The organism is Streptomyces sp. V3I8 (assembly GCF_030817535.1).
Classification (GTDB): Bacteria; Actinomycetota; Actinomycetes; order Streptomycetales; family Streptomycetaceae; genus Streptomyces.
Map to the genome: position 1 here is coordinate 484225 of NZ_JAUSZL010000002.1, position 15019 is coordinate 499243.

Annotated in this window: 13 protein-coding genes and 1 pseudogene; 11 read left to right on the forward strand and 3 right to left on the reverse strand. The window is 73.3% G+C overall.

Annotation, left to right across the window (positions count from 1 at the left end):
* The first annotated feature begins 109 nt into the window (after positions 1-109).
* The 5 genes from QFZ75_RS02355 to meaB all read left to right on the forward strand — a co-directional run bounded on the left by QFZ75_RS02355 (position 110) and on the right by meaB (position 6394).
* Positions 110-529, forward strand: a complete 420-nt coding sequence (locus QFZ75_RS02355) for an Hsp20/alpha crystallin family protein (RefSeq protein WP_307544189.1) — start codon at positions 110-112, stop codon at positions 527-529.
* Between the two features lie 316 nt (positions 530-845).
* The gene (locus tag QFZ75_RS02360) at positions 846-1241 is read left to right on the forward strand and encodes a ribonuclease domain-containing protein (protein WP_307533559.1); all 396 of its coding nucleotides are present in this window, start codon (positions 846-848) and stop codon (positions 1239-1241) included.
* A gap of 169 nt (positions 1242-1410) precedes the next feature.
* Entirely contained in the window at positions 1411-3219 is a 1809-nt protein-coding gene (locus tag QFZ75_RS02365) for a methylmalonyl-CoA mutase family protein (RefSeq protein ID WP_307533560.1), read from the forward strand.
* Entirely contained in the window at positions 3219-5393 is a 2175-nt protein-coding gene (scpA, locus tag QFZ75_RS02370) for a methylmalonyl-CoA mutase (protein WP_307533561.1), read from the forward strand. The genes QFZ75_RS02365 and scpA overlap by 1 nt, the downstream gene beginning before the upstream one ends.
* Complete coding sequence (gene meaB, locus QFZ75_RS02375) at positions 5390-6394, forward strand: methylmalonyl Co-A mutase-associated GTPase MeaB (RefSeq protein WP_307533562.1); 1005 nt, start codon at positions 5390-5392, stop codon at positions 6392-6394. The genes scpA and meaB overlap by 4 nt, the downstream gene beginning before the upstream one ends.
* A gap of 11 nt (positions 6395-6405) precedes the next feature.
* Here meaB and QFZ75_RS02380 read toward each other — a convergent pair whose 3' ends face one another.
* Positions 6406-6735, reverse strand: a complete 330-nt coding sequence (locus QFZ75_RS02380) for a hypothetical protein (protein WP_307533563.1) — start codon at positions 6733-6735, stop codon at positions 6406-6408.
* Positions 6736-6964: 229 nt separating this feature from the next.
* On the opposite strand from QFZ75_RS02380, the gene QFZ75_RS02385 reads away from it, so the two are divergent.
* Both QFZ75_RS02385 and QFZ75_RS02390 read left to right on the forward strand, forming a co-directional pair.
* Positions 6965-7243, forward strand: a complete 279-nt coding sequence (locus QFZ75_RS02385; protein WP_307533564.1) for a hypothetical protein — start codon at positions 6965-6967, stop codon at positions 7241-7243.
* 296 nt (positions 7244-7539) lie between these two features.
* A pseudogene (locus QFZ75_RS02390) lies at positions 7540-7925 on the forward strand (carboxyl transferase domain-containing protein); the annotation flags it as partial.
* Positions 7926-8387: 462 nt separating this feature from the next.
* Here QFZ75_RS02390 and QFZ75_RS02395 read toward each other — a convergent pair.
* On the reverse strand, positions 8388-9029 hold the full coding sequence (locus tag QFZ75_RS02395; RefSeq protein WP_307533565.1) for a superoxide dismutase: 642 nt from the start codon (positions 9027-9029) through the stop codon (positions 8388-8390).
* A 175-nt stretch (positions 9030-9204) separates the two neighbouring features.
* Between QFZ75_RS02395 and QFZ75_RS02400 the strand changes: the two genes are divergently transcribed.
* Entirely contained in the window at positions 9205-9837 is a 633-nt protein-coding gene (locus tag QFZ75_RS02400; protein WP_307533566.1) for a precorrin-8X methylmutase, read from the forward strand.
* A gap of 57 nt (positions 9838-9894) precedes the next feature.
* On the opposite strand, the gene QFZ75_RS02405 is transcribed toward QFZ75_RS02400, so the two are convergent.
* Positions 9895-10662 carry a cobalt-precorrin-6A reductase gene (locus tag QFZ75_RS02405; RefSeq protein ID WP_307533567.1) on the reverse strand — a complete coding sequence of 256 codons (768 nt, stop codon included), beginning with the start codon at positions 10660-10662 and terminating at the stop codon, positions 9895-9897.
* 126 nt (positions 10663-10788) lie between these two features.
* Here QFZ75_RS02405 and QFZ75_RS02410 point away from each other — a divergent pair, with 126 nt between their 5' ends.
* The 3 genes from QFZ75_RS02410 (at position 10789) to QFZ75_RS02420 (ending at position 14887) form a co-directional block, all read left to right on the forward strand.
* Entirely contained in the window at positions 10789-11481 is a 693-nt protein-coding gene (locus QFZ75_RS02410) for a response regulator transcription factor (protein ID WP_307533568.1), read from the forward strand.
* A gap of 2 nt (positions 11482-11483) precedes the next feature.
* Positions 11484-12878, forward strand: a complete 1395-nt coding sequence (locus QFZ75_RS02415) for a sensor histidine kinase KdpD (RefSeq protein ID WP_307544190.1) — start codon at positions 11484-11486, stop codon at positions 12876-12878.
* Between the two features lie 71 nt (positions 12879-12949).
* Positions 12950-14887, forward strand: a complete 1938-nt coding sequence (locus QFZ75_RS02420; RefSeq protein ID WP_307533569.1) for a glycoside hydrolase family 9 protein — start codon at positions 12950-12952, stop codon at positions 14885-14887.
* Positions 14888-15019: the final 132 nt, after the last annotated feature.

The window sequence follows — 15019 nt, forward strand, 5'->3', positions numbered from 1 at the left end:
TGACAGAGGCAGTAATCCTGAGCGTAGGCTTGTCAACTTTCCCGCTGCCGGGGTATATAAAAAGGCGTAGGGCATCGCACCCAGTGACAGCAGAGAGGAGTGACCCGTGATGCTCATGCGCACCGACCCGTTCCGTGAGCTCGACCGTCTCACCCAGCAGGTCTTCGGCCCCGATCGCCCCGCGGCGATGCAGATGGACGCCTACCGCTCCGGTGACGACTTCATCGTCCACTTCGACCTCCCCGGCATCGACCCGGAGACCATCGACCTGGACATCGAGCGGAACGTGCTCACCGTACGTGCCGAGCGCCGTTCCCCCGCTCCCGAGGGCGCGGAGGTCATCGTCGCCGAGCGGCCCAGCGGCCCCTGCACCCGGCAGCTCTTCCTGGGCGAGACCCTCGACACCGAGCGCATCGACGCCTCGTACGCCGCCGGCGTCCTGACCCTGCGCATCCCCGTGGCCGAGCAGGCCAAGCCGCGCCGCATCCACATCACCGGCGGCGACGACCACAAGCAGCTCCAGACCTGACGTCCGCCGTACCGCCCCGCGGGCGCCGCCCGCGGGGCCGCGTCATGTGCGGCGACAGGAGCCGGCACGCCGCGCCGTACGCGCCGCCACCGCCCCGGGGTCCGCACCAGCTCCGGAACCGGAATCCCCTCGGGCCGGAGCGGCGCCGCGGGCGACCGCGGGGAACGCGCGCATCCCGCCGAGCGCGGCGGCCTCGGCGCCCCGTCGCTCCCCGGTGCCGCGACAGGTTAACTTCGCGAAAACTGACCGGACGGCGGGTGAAAATCTCGCACTTGTCATTGACATGTCAGCGTCTACGCGCGTCATCATGGTGCGCATGAGATTCCCCCCACGGATCACTCGCATCGGCGCCGCAGCCGCCGTCCTGTCCGCCGTCCTCGTCGGCGGCACCGTCACCGCCAACGCCGCGGGCACGTCCGCCGCGGCCGTCGGCAGCATCTGCTACGGCAGCCTGCCGTCCCAGGCGCACGACACGCTGGACCTCATCGAGCAGGGCGGCCCCTACCCCTACGCGCAGGACGGCAGCGTCTTCCAGAACCGGGAAGGCGTCCTTCCCGGGCGGACCACCGGCTACTACCACGAGTACACGGTGATCACGCCCGGTTCCTCGACACGCGGCGCCCGCCGCATCGTCACCGGTACGCAGAACCAGGAGGACTACTACACGTCCGACCACTACGTCTCGTTCAAACTGGTCAACTACAGCTGCTGAGCGGCCCGTACCGCGCCCCGCGGCCCCCACCCCCACCGGCCGCGGGGCGCGGCACATCCGCCGCCGGGAGTGTCCGTGCCCGGTGAGTCGGAGGTCACTCTGAGCAAGAGGGCAAGGTCACAGCCCCCGCCTCTGCTGCGGTCCGAGGAATCTGCCCTAGCATCCGAGCATGACGGTCCTGCCCAACGACGGGCTCTCGCTGGCCGCCGAGTTTCCTTCCGCGACACATGAACAGTGGCGCCGCCTGGTGGCGGGCGTACTGAGCAGGTCGGGCAAGGATGTCTCGGACGAGACGGCGGAGGCAGCCCTGTCCACCGCGCTGGAGGACGGGCTCACCACCCGCCCTCTCTACACGGCGCACGACGACGCCCCTGATCCCGGTCTCCCCGGCTTCGCGCCCTTCGTACGAGGCGGTCGGCCCGACGGGAACACCGTCGCCGGCTGGGGCGTACGTCAGCGGCACACCACGGCCGACAACGCCGCGGTGCTCGCGGACCTGGAGAACGGCGTCACCTCGCTCTGGCTGGTCGTCGGCGAGGGCGGCTTCCCCGTGTCGTCGCTCGCCGCGGCCCTCGACGGCGTCCACCTCGACCTGGCACCCGTCGTCCTCGACGCGGGACGCGACGCCGAGGCCGCCGCGCGGGAACTGCTGCGGCTGTACGGGGAGCGGGACCTAGCCAAGGACGCCGTACGCGGCGGTCTCGGCGCGGATCCGCTGGGCCAGGAGGCCCGTACCGGCGAGGCAGCGGACTTCGCACCGGCCGCCGCGCTCGCGCGGCGGTGCGCCGAGGAGTACCCGGGGCTGCGCGCCCTGACCGTGGACGCGCTGCCGTACCACGAGGCGGGCGGCTCGGCCGCCCAGGAGCTGGGCGCCTCCCTGGCGACGGGCGTCGCCTACCTGCGGGAACTGACCGCCGCCGGACTCTCCGTCCAACTGGCCTGCGCACAGCTGGAGTTCAGGTACGCGGCCACTGCGGACCAGTTCCTGACCATCGCCAAGCTGCGCGCCGCGCGCCGGCTGTGGGCGCGGGTCGCCGAGGTGTGCGGGGCGCCGGGTTCGGGGGCGCAACCGCAGCACGCCGTGACCTCGCCGGTGATGATGTCGCGCCGCGATCCGTACGTGAACATGCTGCGTACGACCATCGCCACGCTCGCCGCCGGGGTGGGCGGCGCGGACGCGGTGACCGTGCTCCCCTTCGACCACGCCCTCGGGCTGCCGGACGCCTTCGCCCGGCGGATCGCCCGCAACACCTCGACGATCCTGGTCGAGGAGTCGCACCTGGCGCGGGTGATCGACCCGGCCGGCGGTTCCTGGTACGTGGAACGGCTCACGGACGAACTCGCCCACGCCGGCTGGGAGTTCTTCCAGCACATCGAGGGCCTCGGCGGTCAGGCCGCCGCCCTGCGCTCGGGCCGGCTGCGTCAGGACCTGGCGCAGACCTGGGCCGTGCGCAGCGCGAAGCTCGCGAAACGGCGTGAGCCGATCACCGGGGTCAGCGAGTTCCCGAACCTCGCCGAGCGTGCCGTGCAGCGCGAGCCCGCGCCCGGGCCGCCGTCCGGCGGGCTGCCGAGGGTGCGCCGCGACGAGGCGTACGAGGACCTGCGGGCCCGCTCCGACGCTCATCTCGCCGCCACCGGAAGCCGGCCGCGCGTCTACCTGGCCACCATCGGCCCCGCCGCCGCGCACACCGCACGGACCGGCTTCGCCGCGAACCTCTTCCAGGCCGGCGGCATCGAGCCCGTCACGGAGGGTTCCTTCGAGGACAGCGGGGCCACCGAGGCCTGCCTGTGCTCCAGCGACGCGCTGTACGAGGAGCAGGCCGCGGACACGGCCCGGGAGCTGAAGGCGGCGGGCGCCCGCCATGTGTTCCTGGCCGGCCGGCCCGGGCAGTACCCGGATGTCGACGCGTACGTCTTCGCGGGCTGCGACGCCGTCGCCGTGCTCCGCGCCACCCTCGACCGTATGGGAGTGTCCTGATGGGAATCCCCGACTTCTCCGGGATCCGGCTGGGGACCCCGGCCGCCGCGGGCAGCCCCGACGAATGGCGCACGGCCGTCAAGCACGCGACCGGCGACGACGAGGCCTTCTGGGAGACCCCGGAGGGCATCGCGGTCAAGCCGCTGTACACCGGCCATGACCTGGAGGGCCTCGACTTCCTCGGGACCTACCCGGGCGTCGCGCCGTACCTGCGCGGCCCCTACCCCACGATGTACGTCAACCAGCCCTGGACGATCCGCCAGTACGCGGGCTTCTCGACGGCCGAGGAGTCCAACGCCTTCTACCGCCGCAATCTGGCCGCCGGGCAGAAGGGCCTGTCGGTCGCCTTCGACCTGCCCACCCACCGCGGCTACGACAGCGACCACCCGCGGGTGACGGGTGACGTCGGCATGGCGGGCGTGGCCATCGACTCGATCCTCGACATGCGGCAGCTGTTCGACGGCATCCCGCTCGACCGGATGACCGTGTCGATGACGATGAACGGCGCCGTGCTGCCGGTCCTCGCGCTGTACATCGTGGCGGCGGAGGAGCAGGGCGTACCGCCGGAGAAGCTGGCCGGGACCATCCAGAACGACATCCTCAAGGAGTTCATGGTCCGCAACACCTACATCTATCCGCCGAAGCCGTCGATGCGGATCATCTCCGACATTTTCGCGTACACCTCGCGGCGGATGCCCCGCTACAATTCCATCTCCATCTCCGGCTATCACATCCAGGAGGCCGGCGCGACGGCCGACCTGGAGCTGGCGTACACCCTCGCGGACGGTGTCGAGTACATCCGCGCGGGCCGGGAAGCCGGCCTGGACGTCGACGCGTTCGCGCCGCGGCTGTCGTTCTTCTGGGCGATCGGCATGAACTTCTTCATGGAGATCGCCAAGCTGCGGGCGGCCCGCCTGCTGTGGGCGAAGCTGGTGCGGCAGTTCGATCCGCAGAACGCCAAGTCCCTGTCGCTGCGTACCCATTCGCAGACCTCGGGCTGGTCGCTGACCGCGCAGGACGTCTTCAACAACGTGACGCGGACCTGTGTGGAGGCGATGGCCGCGACGCAGGGCCACACCCAGTCGCTGCACACCAACGCGCTCGACGAGGCGCTCGCCCTGCCCACCGACTTCTCGGCGCGCATCGCCCGCAACACCCAGCTGCTGATCCAGCAGGAGTCGGGCACGACCCGGGTCATCGACCCGTGGGGCGGCAGCGCATACGTCGAGAAGCTCACGTACGACCTCGCCCGCCGGGCCTGGCAGCACATCGAGGAGGTCGAGGCGGCGGGCGGCATGGCCAGGGCCATCGACGCGGGCATCCCCAAACTGCGCATCGAGGAGGCCGCGGCCCGTACCCAGGCCCGGATCGACTCCGGCCGCCAGCCGGTGATCGGCGTCAACAAGTACCGCGTGGAGACCGACGAGAAGATCGACGTCCTCACGGTCGACAACTCCTCCGTACGCACCCGGCAGATCGAGAAGCTGCGGCGGCTGCGGGCCGGGCGTGACGAGGGCGCCTGCCAGGAGGCGCTGGACGCGCTGACCCGGGCGGCGGGCGGTGAGGGCAACCTGCTGGAGCTGGCGGTGCGCGCGGCCCGCGCCGAGGCCACCGTCGGGGAGATCTCCGACGCCCTGGAGAAGGTGTACGGGCGGCACGCGGGCCAGATCCGTACGATCGCCGGTGTGTACCGCAACGAAGCAGGCGAGTCCCCGTCCGTGGACCGCACCCGCACACTCGTCGGCTCCTTCGAGGAGGCCGAGGGGCGCCGGCCGCGCATCCTGGTCGCCAAGATGGGCCAGGACGGCCACGACCGCGGCCAGAAGGTGATCGCCACCGCCTTCGCCGACCTCGGCTTCGACGTCGACGTCGGCCCGCTGTTCCAGACCCCCGCCGAGGTGGCGCGTCAGGCGGTGGAGGCAGACGTGCACATCGTGGGCGTCTCGTCGCTGGCCGCCGGGCACCTCACGCTCGTACCGGCGCTGCGGGAGGAACTGGCGGCGGAGGGCCGCGAGGACATCATGGTCGTCGTCGGCGGGGTGATCCCGCCGCAGGACGTGCCGACCCTGCTGGAGATGGGCGCGGCGGCCGTGTTCCCGCCCGGGACGGTGATCCCGGACGCGGCGTACGACCTCGTCCAGCGCCTGTCGACCGGGCTCGGGCACGACCTGTGATCGAACTCGACACCTATGTGAAGGGTGTGCTCGACGGGAAGCGGGCGATCGTCGCGCGTGCGATCACTCTCGTCGAGTCCACCCGTCCGCAGCACCGTTCGCTGGCCCAGGAGTTGCTGACCGAGCTGCTCCCGCACAGCGGCCGGGCCCGGCGCATCGGTATCAGCGGTGTCCCCGGTGTCGGCAAGTCGACGTTCATCGACGCGTTCGGCACCATGCTGACCGGGCTCGGGCACCGGGTGGCGGTGCTGGCCGTGGACCCGTCCTCCAGCCGTACGGGCGGCTCCATCCTGGGCGACAAGACGCGGATGGAGCGCCTGGCGGTGGACCCGGCGGCGTTCATCCGCCCCTCCCCCACGGCCGGCACGCTCGGCGGGGTCGCCAAGGCGACCCGCGAGTCGATCGTCGTCATGGAGGCGGCGGGTCACGACGTGGTGCTGGTGGAGACGGTCGGCGTCGGCCAGTCGGAGACCGCGGTCGCCAACATGGTCGACTCGTTCCTGCTGTTGACGCTGGCCCGCACCGGTGACCAGCTCCAGGGCATCAAGAAGGGCGTCCTGGAACTGGCGGACGTCATCGCCGTCAACAAGGCGGACGGGCCGCACGAGCGTGACGCCAGGGCCGCCGCCCGCGAGCTGGCCGGCGCCCTGCGGCTGATGCACGGCAAGGACGCGGCGTGGACCCCGCCCGTGCTGAGCTGCAGCGCCCGCGAAGCGACCGGGCTGGACACCGTGTGGGAACGCCTCGAACAGCACCGCACCCTGCTCGACTCCAGCGGCCGGCTCGCCGCCAAGCGCCGCGACCAGCAGGTCGACTGGACGTGGACGATGGTCCGCGAGGAGCTGCTGGGCCGCCTGCACGCGGATCCGGCCGTACGCGCCCTCGCACCCGAGCTCGAACAGCGGGTGCGGGGTGGCGAGTTGACGGCCACGCTGGCCGCCGAGCGGATCCTGCGGGCGTTCGGCGACGCGGGGACGGGGCGGGCCCCGGGCGAGCGGTGACGCTCAGCGGGTCACTGGGTGCTGTCCCGCACGTCGAGGTGGGCCCACGGGTCGTCGACCTGCTGCGCCCCGGCCGCCTCTTCCTGGGCGGCCGCTTCGGCGGCGGCCTCCGCGGCCCGCTTCTTGAACGCCACGGCCCGGCGGGCCTTGGCGATGACCTCGTCGTGGTCCCAGCCGAACGTCGCGGCGTCGAGCCGGGCGTCGAAGGCGGTCAGCATCTCGGGGCTGATCACCGCGAGAGCGGTGCGCAGCTCGGCGAGCGTCTGCGGACCATCGGCGAACTCGAACGCGTACGGGTCCGACAGTGTTTCTGAGCTCGGCTCGGGCGGTGGCGCGGACATGTGTGTGACCTCCGGTCGTGAGGTGACCACGGTACGCGGTGGAGACGGCCTGCGTGCACGCAGGACCGGTCTTTCGCCCCGGCCCCGGGTCCCCTGCCGGACGCGGTTATGCCAGGACCGTTTGCCAACGCTACGTGCCCGCACTCGGCCCGGCCACGGTGCGGTGACGACCGGATCACGATGGCCGCCCCGGGCGTAGCCGCTCACGCGGCCCTTCGTTGGACGTGCCATGACGACGCGTGACGGGGGCGAGACCCCCGTGGCCTTCGCGCGAGCACCGGGCGCGTACTGGTCCGACGACGAGAGCGACTGCCGTTGGTGCCGCATCCTTCTCGGTCCCGTCCCCCTCATGGGCATGGAGTCCGCGTCGCCGGACGATGCCCGCGGGCGGCACTCCGAGCGGCGCGTCGACGGCCCGCGCGGGTGGCTGGAGCGGGTCCGGCCCGTGATGCTCCCGCTGGCCGCGATCACCGTACTGGCCGCGCTGACCCTGGTGACCATCGGCTGAACCGGAGCCCGCGTCCCGCGCCGCCGGACGTCGCCGTGCGACGTGAAGTGCCACGAAATGCCCGGCTCCGGCACGGGGACGGGATCCGGTCTCCCTGACAGGGTGGCAGGGCGGCCGCCGCCATGGTCGGCGATGGCGGCGGCCCCCGGCACCCGACGTGACTCCGCCGGGGTGTGCGGGCAGCGGTTCGGGGCGCAAAGCCACGGTCTCGGCGCCGGGCCCGTCCGCCCGGCGGACCGCGCAGCCGTCCCGGACCCCGCGTCCGCCACCCGTGGCGCACGCGGGAGGGGGAACCGGTGGTGCGGCAGGCACGCGCGCTGCGGACGCGGCGTCAGATCCTGGACGCGGCGGAGCACGCCGAGGGGAAGCTGCCGGTACGGGAGCGGATCGGACTGCTGCTGGACAAGGGCTCGTTCAACGAGATGGACATGGCCATCGCGGCCGGGGCGCCGCTGGTGTCCCTCAACGACGGCGCGGGCGCCCGCATCCAGGAAGGCATCTGCGCGCTCGCCGGCTACGGCGGCATCTTCCGGCGCAACACCCGCGCCTCCGGCGTCATCCCGCAGATCTCGGCGATGCTCGGATCGAGGAGCTCGTCGACGACGGCGACTACCTGGAGATCCACGAACGCTGGGCCCGCAACATCAGCTGCGCCCTGGCACGGCTCGACGGCCAGGTCGTCGACCCCGCCGACACCCGCCGTACGCTCTTCGCCTCGCTCGCCGCTCCGCGCACCAAGCACGCCGAGCTGCCGGCCCGCACACACGGCAACCCCCCTCGGTGACGGACGCGTCCGCGTCCGCGTGGAACCGACGAAGGGCCGAACCGGCATGACGATGCTGCGCGTGGAAAAAGGGGACGCCGGGCCCGAGGAGGTCGCCGCGCTCACGGCGATCCCGCTGGCCCGCGCGGCCGTCGGAACACCGGCGGCGGCCCGGCGGCGGCCCGGCGGGGGCGCCGCCCGGAGCGGAGGTGGCGCGCCTGCGCCTTCCGTGTCCCGCACAGCCGGCAGACCTGACCGCGGGAAACGGCAGAAGGGCTCCCGCGAGTCATGTCCTCGCGGGAGCCCTTCGTCGTACCGCCTGCCGGTGAAGGTTGAGAAGACGATCACGAGCAGGACGTCCGTGGAGACGCGGCTACGGCGTCAGGGAGCGAGCAGCAGGCTGTCGCCGCGCTCCTTGGCGGCGGCGTAACGGCGGGACACGTCCTGCCAGTTGACGACGGCCCACATGGCGTCGATGAAGTCGACCTTCTGGTTCTTGTACTGCAGGTAGAAGGCGTGCTCCCAGGCGTCGAAGACCAGGATGGGGGTCGAGCCCTGGCCGACGTTGCCCTGGTGGTCGTAGACCTGCTCGACGATCAGGCGCCCGCTCAGCGGCTCGTAGGCCAGAACACCCCAGCCCGACCCCTGCGTGGTCGCCGCCGCCTTGGTCAGCTGCGCCTTGAACCCGGCGAAGGAGCCGAACGACTCGGTGATCGCGTCCGCCAGGTCGCCCACACCGTCCGCGGCGAGGGGCTCGCCACCGCCGTCGCCGGTCATGTTGTGCCAGTAGATGGAGTGCAGGATGTGGCCCGACAGATGGAAGGCGAGACTCTTCTCCAGGCCGTTGACGGAGCCCCAGGACTCCTTGTCGCGCGCCTCCGCCAGCTGCTCCAGGGTGTCGTTCGCGCCCTTCACGTACGCCGCGTGGTGCTTGTCGTGGTGCAGCTCGACGATCTGCGGGTTGATGACGGGTTCGAGCGCCGCGTAGTCGTACGGAAGTTCCGGGAGCGTGTAAACCGCCATGCCCAACACCCTTCGGCCGTGTTATTGCCAATCATATGCAAGTGCACGCTAGCAGCAATAGTGTCCGGCTGCCGGGATAGGCTCGCGGCGGCGACCAATCCCGTGAACCCGGGCCCGGACCGGGTCCGCCCCGCATGCCGGCCCCGCATGCCGACCGAGAACAGCGAGAGAGACCGTGACCACGTACGAGTACGAGAAGGACGGCGCGGCCATCTACCGCCGGTCCTTCGCCACCATCCGCGCGGAAGCGGACCTCACGGCCCTGCCCGCCGACGTCGGCCAGGTCGCCGTGCGGATGATCCACGCCTGCGGAATGGTCGACCTCGTACGCGACCTCGCCCACACCCCGGACGTGGTGGTCCGCGCCCGCGAGGCCCTGCGCGCCGGCGCGCCCGTCCTCTGCGACGTGCAGATGGTGGCCTCCGGCGTGACCCGCAGGCGGCTGCCCGCCGGCAACGACGTGCTCTGCATGCTGTCCGACCCGTCCGTTCCCGAGCTGGCGGCGAAGCTGGGCACCACGCGCAGCGCCGCCGCCCTGGAGCTGTGGCGCGACCGGCTGGAGGGCGCCGTGGTCGCCATCGGCAACGCGCCCACCGCCCTCTTCCGCCTCCTGGAGATGGTCGGGGAGGGCGCGCCGCGCCCCGCCGCCGTCATCGGCGTCCCGGTCGGCTTCGTCGGCGCCGCCGAGTCCAAGGACGCGCTCGCCGAGAACCCTTACGGCCTGGAACACCTGGTGGTACGCGGCCGGCGGGGCGGCAGCGCCATCGCCGCCTCGGCGGTCAACGCGATCGCCAGCGAGGAGGAGTAGGCCCCGCTGCTCAGCGGGAAGGAACCCTCGTCACCGTCACCGTCGTCACCGCCGCCGTCATCTGCCGGCGGGCGGCGCGACGTCGTGGCCGAGGTGTTCCGCGACCCAGCGGGCCGCCGCCCCGGCATCGGCCGCCACCGGGACCCCCTCGGGAACCGGCGGCCGGCGGACCACGACCACCGGCAGCCCGGCCTCCCGCGCGGCGGTCAGCTTCGGCGCGGTGGCGGCGCCCCCGCTGTCCTTCGTCACCACGACGTCGACGCGGTGGCGGCGCAGCAGCCCGCGCTCCCCGTCGAGGTCGAAGGGACCGCGGTCGAGCAGGACCTCCATGCGGGCCGGTCCCGGCGGCTCCGGTGCGTCGACGGACCGTACGAGGAACCACAGGTCGTCCAGGCCCGCGAACGCGGCCAGGCCCGTGCGCCCGGTGGTGAGGAACACCCGCCGCCCGAGCCCCGGCAGCAGCTCCGCGGCCCGCGCCAGCGAACCGGCCTCGTGCCAGACGTCGCCCTCGACCGGGATCCAGCCGGGACGGCGCAGCGCCAGCAGGGGGATCCCGGCCGCGCCGGCCGCCTGCGCCGCGTGGAAGCTGATCGTCGCGGCGAACGGGTGGGTGGCATCGACGAGCACGTCCACCGCGTGCTCGCGCAGCCACGCCGCCATCGCCCCGGCCCCGCCGAAGCCGCCGACCCGGACCCCGCCCGGCGGGAGCCGGGGGCCGGCGACCCGCCCCGCCAGTGAACTGGTCAGGTCGAGACCGGGGGTGCCGTGCAGCAGCCCGGCCAGGTGCCGGGCTTCCGTCGTGCCGCCGAGAATCAGTACGTGCATGGGAGGGGTCCGGATCCGTTCGGGAACAGCGAGGTGCGGGGCGCCGGTGCGGCGGAGGACGCCCGTGGAGCCCCACTCAAGCACACCGGGCGAAGGCATCCGCCGGTACCGTCTAAGCTCCGGGCCATGCGCGTATTGGTCTTGGAGGACGATCCCGAGCTCGGGCCCGTCGTCGCAGCTCAGCTGCGGGGTGCGGGGTTCGCCGTCGACCTCGCGCGGACGCTCGCCGAAGCGGATCTCAAGCTCTCGGTCAACCGCTACGACTGTGTCGTGGCCGACCGCTCGGTGCCGGACGGCGACTCGCTCACGCTGCTCGCCGCACACCGGCGGACCGGATCGGCCCTGCCCTTCCTGCTGCTGACGGCGCTGGACGCGGTGCGCGACCGGGTGGCCGGTTTCGAGCACGGGGCGGACGACTACCTGGTCAAGCCCTTCGCCTTCGCCGAACTGGTCGTACGGGTGCGTGCGCTGTGCCGCAGGGAGCAGCCGGCGCGGTTGCCGGTCCTTCGGGCGGACGACCTGGAGGTCGACCTTCCCAGGCGCCGTGTCTCCAGAGCCGGGGTGCTGCTCAGCCTGTCCGCGAAGGAGTTCGCGGTGCTGGAGGTGCTGATGCTGCGCGCCGGTGAGGTGGTGACGCGCACGGAGCTGATCGAGAGCTGCTGGGACGAGGCGAGCGAGCCGATGTCCAACGTGGTGGACGTGCTGATCGGGCAACTGCGACGGCGGCTCGGGGCGCCCGACCCCATCGGGACGGTGCGCGGGGTCGGCTACCGGCTGGGCGGGACCGGTCGGGAGCCGGACACCGGGGCGCGTACGTGAAGATGATCCGTCCGGCCGCCCTGCGGCGCCGGGGCGGGCGGGACGAGCACGACGGGACGGGCCGCGGTCGCCCGGCGACTGGATCCGCCCCGTCCCCCGCCGTGGCCCGGCTGCGGCGCACCCGGCGCCTGATGACGCTCCTGTTCGCCTCGACGACCGCGGCCTGTCTCGTCGTGCTCGCCACGGTCGCCGTCCACATCGACACCCGGTCCCGCGGGGCCGGCCTCGACCACGAGGTCGGCAGCCGCGCCGTCGGCCTGTCGCGGGCGGTCTGGTTCGACGCGGGGACACTGCACCTGGAACCGCTGCGCGAGGACGAACTCGCGCGCGGCGCACAGGTGCTGGCGGTCCTGCGGGCGGCACCCGGACAGGCGCCGTCGGTGCGCCACGCCGTCCCCGCGCGTTCGGCGCTGCCCGCCCCGGGCCGGCTCGACGAGGTCTGGCGCGGTGTCCTCGAGGAGCAGGAGACCGTCGTCGTCAGCGCCCCCGCCGCGAACGGTACGCGGCTGCGGTGGGCGGCGGCCCCGGTCTGGGACGGCGACCGGATCGGCGCGGCGGTGCTGGTCGGCACGGATCCGGCGCGCGGTGAACACGATCACGACGTGCTGGTGCGCTGGCTGGCGCTCGGCTGCACGGCCCTGGTCTGCTGCGCGGCAGCCGTCGGTCATCTGCTGTCCGGCCGCGCCATGCGCCCCGCCCTGCGCGGCCTCGGCCAGCAGGAGCAGTTCCTGGCCGAGGCGGCGCACGAGCTGCGTACACCGCTGGCGGCGCTGCGGCTGGTGGCGGAGCGGGACGGCTCCTCCGACGAGGCCCTGCGGCTGGTGGACCGGCTGAGCCGGCTGGTCACCGGGCTGCTCGCGAGGGCCCGCGCGGAAGCCGGTGCGCAGCCGGTCGAGCGGGTGCCGTTGCGCCTCGACCAGCTGGTGGAGACCACGGTCGAGGAGCTGCCGGACCACGGGAGCGTCACCGTGGCCTGCGAACCCGTGGTGGTGCTCGGCGACCCCGACCTGCTGGCCCAGGCGGTGCGGAACCTGGTGGAGAACGCCCAGCGGCACGGCGGCCCGGCCGGATCGCCGGTGGAGGTCACCGTCGCACCGGGCCTCGTCACGGTCCGCGACCATGGCGCGGGCGTGCCGCGCGCGGACCGCGAGAGGGTCTTCGCCCGAGGCGTCACCGGCCCCGCCACGGGAACGACGGGAGCGGGGGCCGGCGCAGGAACGGCGGGAGCGGGCGCCGGGACGGGAGCAGGGCTCGCCATCGTCCGGTGGGTCGCCGAGCTGCACCACGGCACCGCCCGCCTGGTGGACGCGCCCGGCGGCGGCCTGACCGCCGAGCTGCGCCTGCCGGCGCACCCGGCCGGGACGGCCGCGCCCCCACTCCGCGCGCAGCCGTCCTAGTCCTAGTCCTAGTCCTCATCCTCATCCTCATCCTCATCCTCATCTCATGAAGGCTCCGGCACCGTGGGCACATGAACCTTTCGCGCAGAACCGTGCTGCCGGCCACCGTGGCCGCGGGACTCGGCACCCTGCTCGTCGCCGGAAGCCTGTACGGCCTGCCCTTCGGTGACGAGCCCGCCCCGACTGAGGTCGCCGTCAGGGTCGACCAGGTCGGCTATGTGCGCGGCGAGTCGAAGCGTGCCTACGTCATGGGGCCCGCGGCGGCACTCGCGGGCGCGCGCTTCAAGGTCGTCGACGCCGGGGACGACGTGGTCACGGCCGGCAGGCTCGGGCCCTCCACCGGCCGCTGGAACGCCGAGTACTCCTCGGTACGCACCATCGACCTCTCCGCGCTGGACACCACCGGCACCTACCGCGTCGTGCTGACCGGGAGCGCGTCCGGCCGCTCGCCCGCCTTCCGGGTCGCCGGGGCCCGCGAGCTGATGACCCCGCTGGTCCGGGACAACGTCCGGTTCCTGCAGGCGCAGCGCGACGGAGCCGACGTGCACCCCGGTGCCGCGGGCGCCCGGGGGCGGACCCTGCGGCACGGGCCGTCCCATCTCGCCGACCGGGACGCGGCCGTCCACGCCCCGCCGCGGTACGACGAGGAGGGCACCGAGCTGCTCGACGAGCGGCTGAGCCCGACCGGGGAGCGGGTCGACGTCTCGGGTGGCTGGTTCGACGCGGGCGACTTCCTGAAGTTCACCGGCACCACGTCCTACTCGGTCGCCGAACTGCTCCTCGCGCAGCGCGACCTGCCGGACCTGGAGGAGCTGTCCGCCGAGGCCTCGCACGGACTGGCCTGGCTGGACAGGATGTGGGACGGGGACAGCGGGACGCTCTACGCACAGGTCGGCATCGGCGTGGGCAACGACGCCGTACGGACGGACCACGACGTGTGGCGGCTGCCGGAGGCCGACGACCGGCTGGACGTGTCACCCGGTGACCCGGACGACGCGATCAAGCACCGGCCGGTCTTCCGTGCCGCCGAGCCGGGCGAGGCGGTCAGCGCCAGTCTGGCGGGCCGGGTGGCCGCGGCGTTCGCCCTCGCCGCACAGCGCGCGGCCGGTACGGACGAGGAGGAGGCCCGGACCTGGCTGGACAAGGCCGCCGCCGTCTACGCCCTGGCCGACACCCGGCCCGACCCCGACGAGCCGCCCCTCACCGCGTTCCCGCCCACCTTCTACCCCGAGGACTCCTGGCAGGACGACATGGAGTTCGGCGGCGCCGAACTGGCCCTGGCCGCACGGGAACTGGGGGACGACCGGGAGGGCGACTGGGCCGGCGACGCGGCTCGCTGGGCCGGGGCGTACCTGCGCTCCGACGTGCGGGGCACCCTCGGGGTCGCGGACGTCAGCGCCCTGGCGCACGTCGACCTGGCCACCGTCCTGGACGGCGGCCGGACGCACGGGATCGGGGCCGAGGAGCTGTACGAGGACCTGCGCCGCCAGCTGGAGGACGGCGTGGCCCGCGCCGGGCACGACCCGTTCGGGGCCGGCGCCGTCTACGACGACTTCGACGCCGTGCCGCACACGTTCGGGCTGGTGGCCACCGCCCGTCTGTACGCGAGGGCGACGGGGGACACCCGTTACGCGGCCTTCGCCGGCCGGCAGCGGGGCTGGGCCCTGGGCGCCAATGCCTGGGGGACGAGCTTCGTGATCGGCGCCGGCGAGGTCTATCCGCACTGCCCGGAACACCCGCTGGCGAACCTCCGGGGCAGCCACGACGGGACGGGCGCCATCCTGCGGGGCGCCGTGGTCAACGGCCCCAACGCGGCGGACAGGCTGGAGGAGCTGAACAGCTTCCCGACCATGAGGAAGTGCACGGCCGCCCCGCCGACGGGGGCCTGGAGCGACTTCGACGGCAAGGGCGCGCGCTACCTGGACGACGTGGGCGCCTGGCAGACCGTGGAGCCCGCGCTGGACTTCACCACCACGGCGCTGCTGGCCTTCACCCTGACCGCAGGATGACGCGGGCGCCGCGGGGCCGGGCGGGCGCCGCAGGATGACGGACGTGTCCGCGGGGCCGCGTACCCGACGCGGTCGTGGAATCATCGGTCCGCCGTATCGGCACGCGGACTGCGCGAGGAGTGACGGGCGGAC

Coding starts and splice junctions, on each gene's coding strand:
- QFZ75_RS02355 (WP_307544189.1), top strand. CDS start 110: ATGCTCATGCGCACCGACCCGTTCCGTGAGCTCGACCGTCTCACCCAG.
- QFZ75_RS02360 (WP_307533559.1), top strand. CDS start 846: ATGAGATTCCCCCCACGGATCACTCGCATCGGCGCCGCAGCCGCCGTC.
- QFZ75_RS02365 (WP_307533560.1), top strand. CDS start 1,411: ATGACGGTCCTGCCCAACGACGGGCTCTCGCTGGCCGCCGAGTTTCCT.
- scpA (WP_307533561.1), top strand. CDS start 3,219: ATGGGAATCCCCGACTTCTCCGGGATCCGGCTGGGGACCCCGGCCGCC.
- QFZ75_RS02380 (WP_307533563.1), bottom strand. CDS start 6,735: ATGTCCGCGCCACCGCCCGAGCCGAGCTCAGAAACACTGTCGGACCCG.
- QFZ75_RS02385 (WP_307533564.1), top strand. CDS start 6,965: ATGACGACGCGTGACGGGGGCGAGACCCCCGTGGCCTTCGCGCGAGCA.
- QFZ75_RS02395 (WP_307533565.1), bottom strand. CDS start 9,029: ATGGCGGTTTACACGCTCCCGGAACTTCCGTACGACTACGCGGCGCTC.
- QFZ75_RS02405 (WP_307533567.1), bottom strand. CDS start 10,662: ATGCACGTACTGATTCTCGGCGGCACGACGGAAGCCCGGCACCTGGCC.
- QFZ75_RS02410 (WP_307533568.1), top strand. CDS start 10,789: ATGCGCGTATTGGTCTTGGAGGACGATCCCGAGCTCGGGCCCGTCGTC.
- QFZ75_RS02415 (WP_307544190.1), top strand. CDS start 11,484: ATGATCCGTCCGGCCGCCCTGCGGCGCCGGGGCGGGCGGGACGAGCAC.
- QFZ75_RS02420 (WP_307533569.1), top strand. CDS start 12,950: ATGAACCTTTCGCGCAGAACCGTGCTGCCGGCCACCGTGGCCGCGGGA.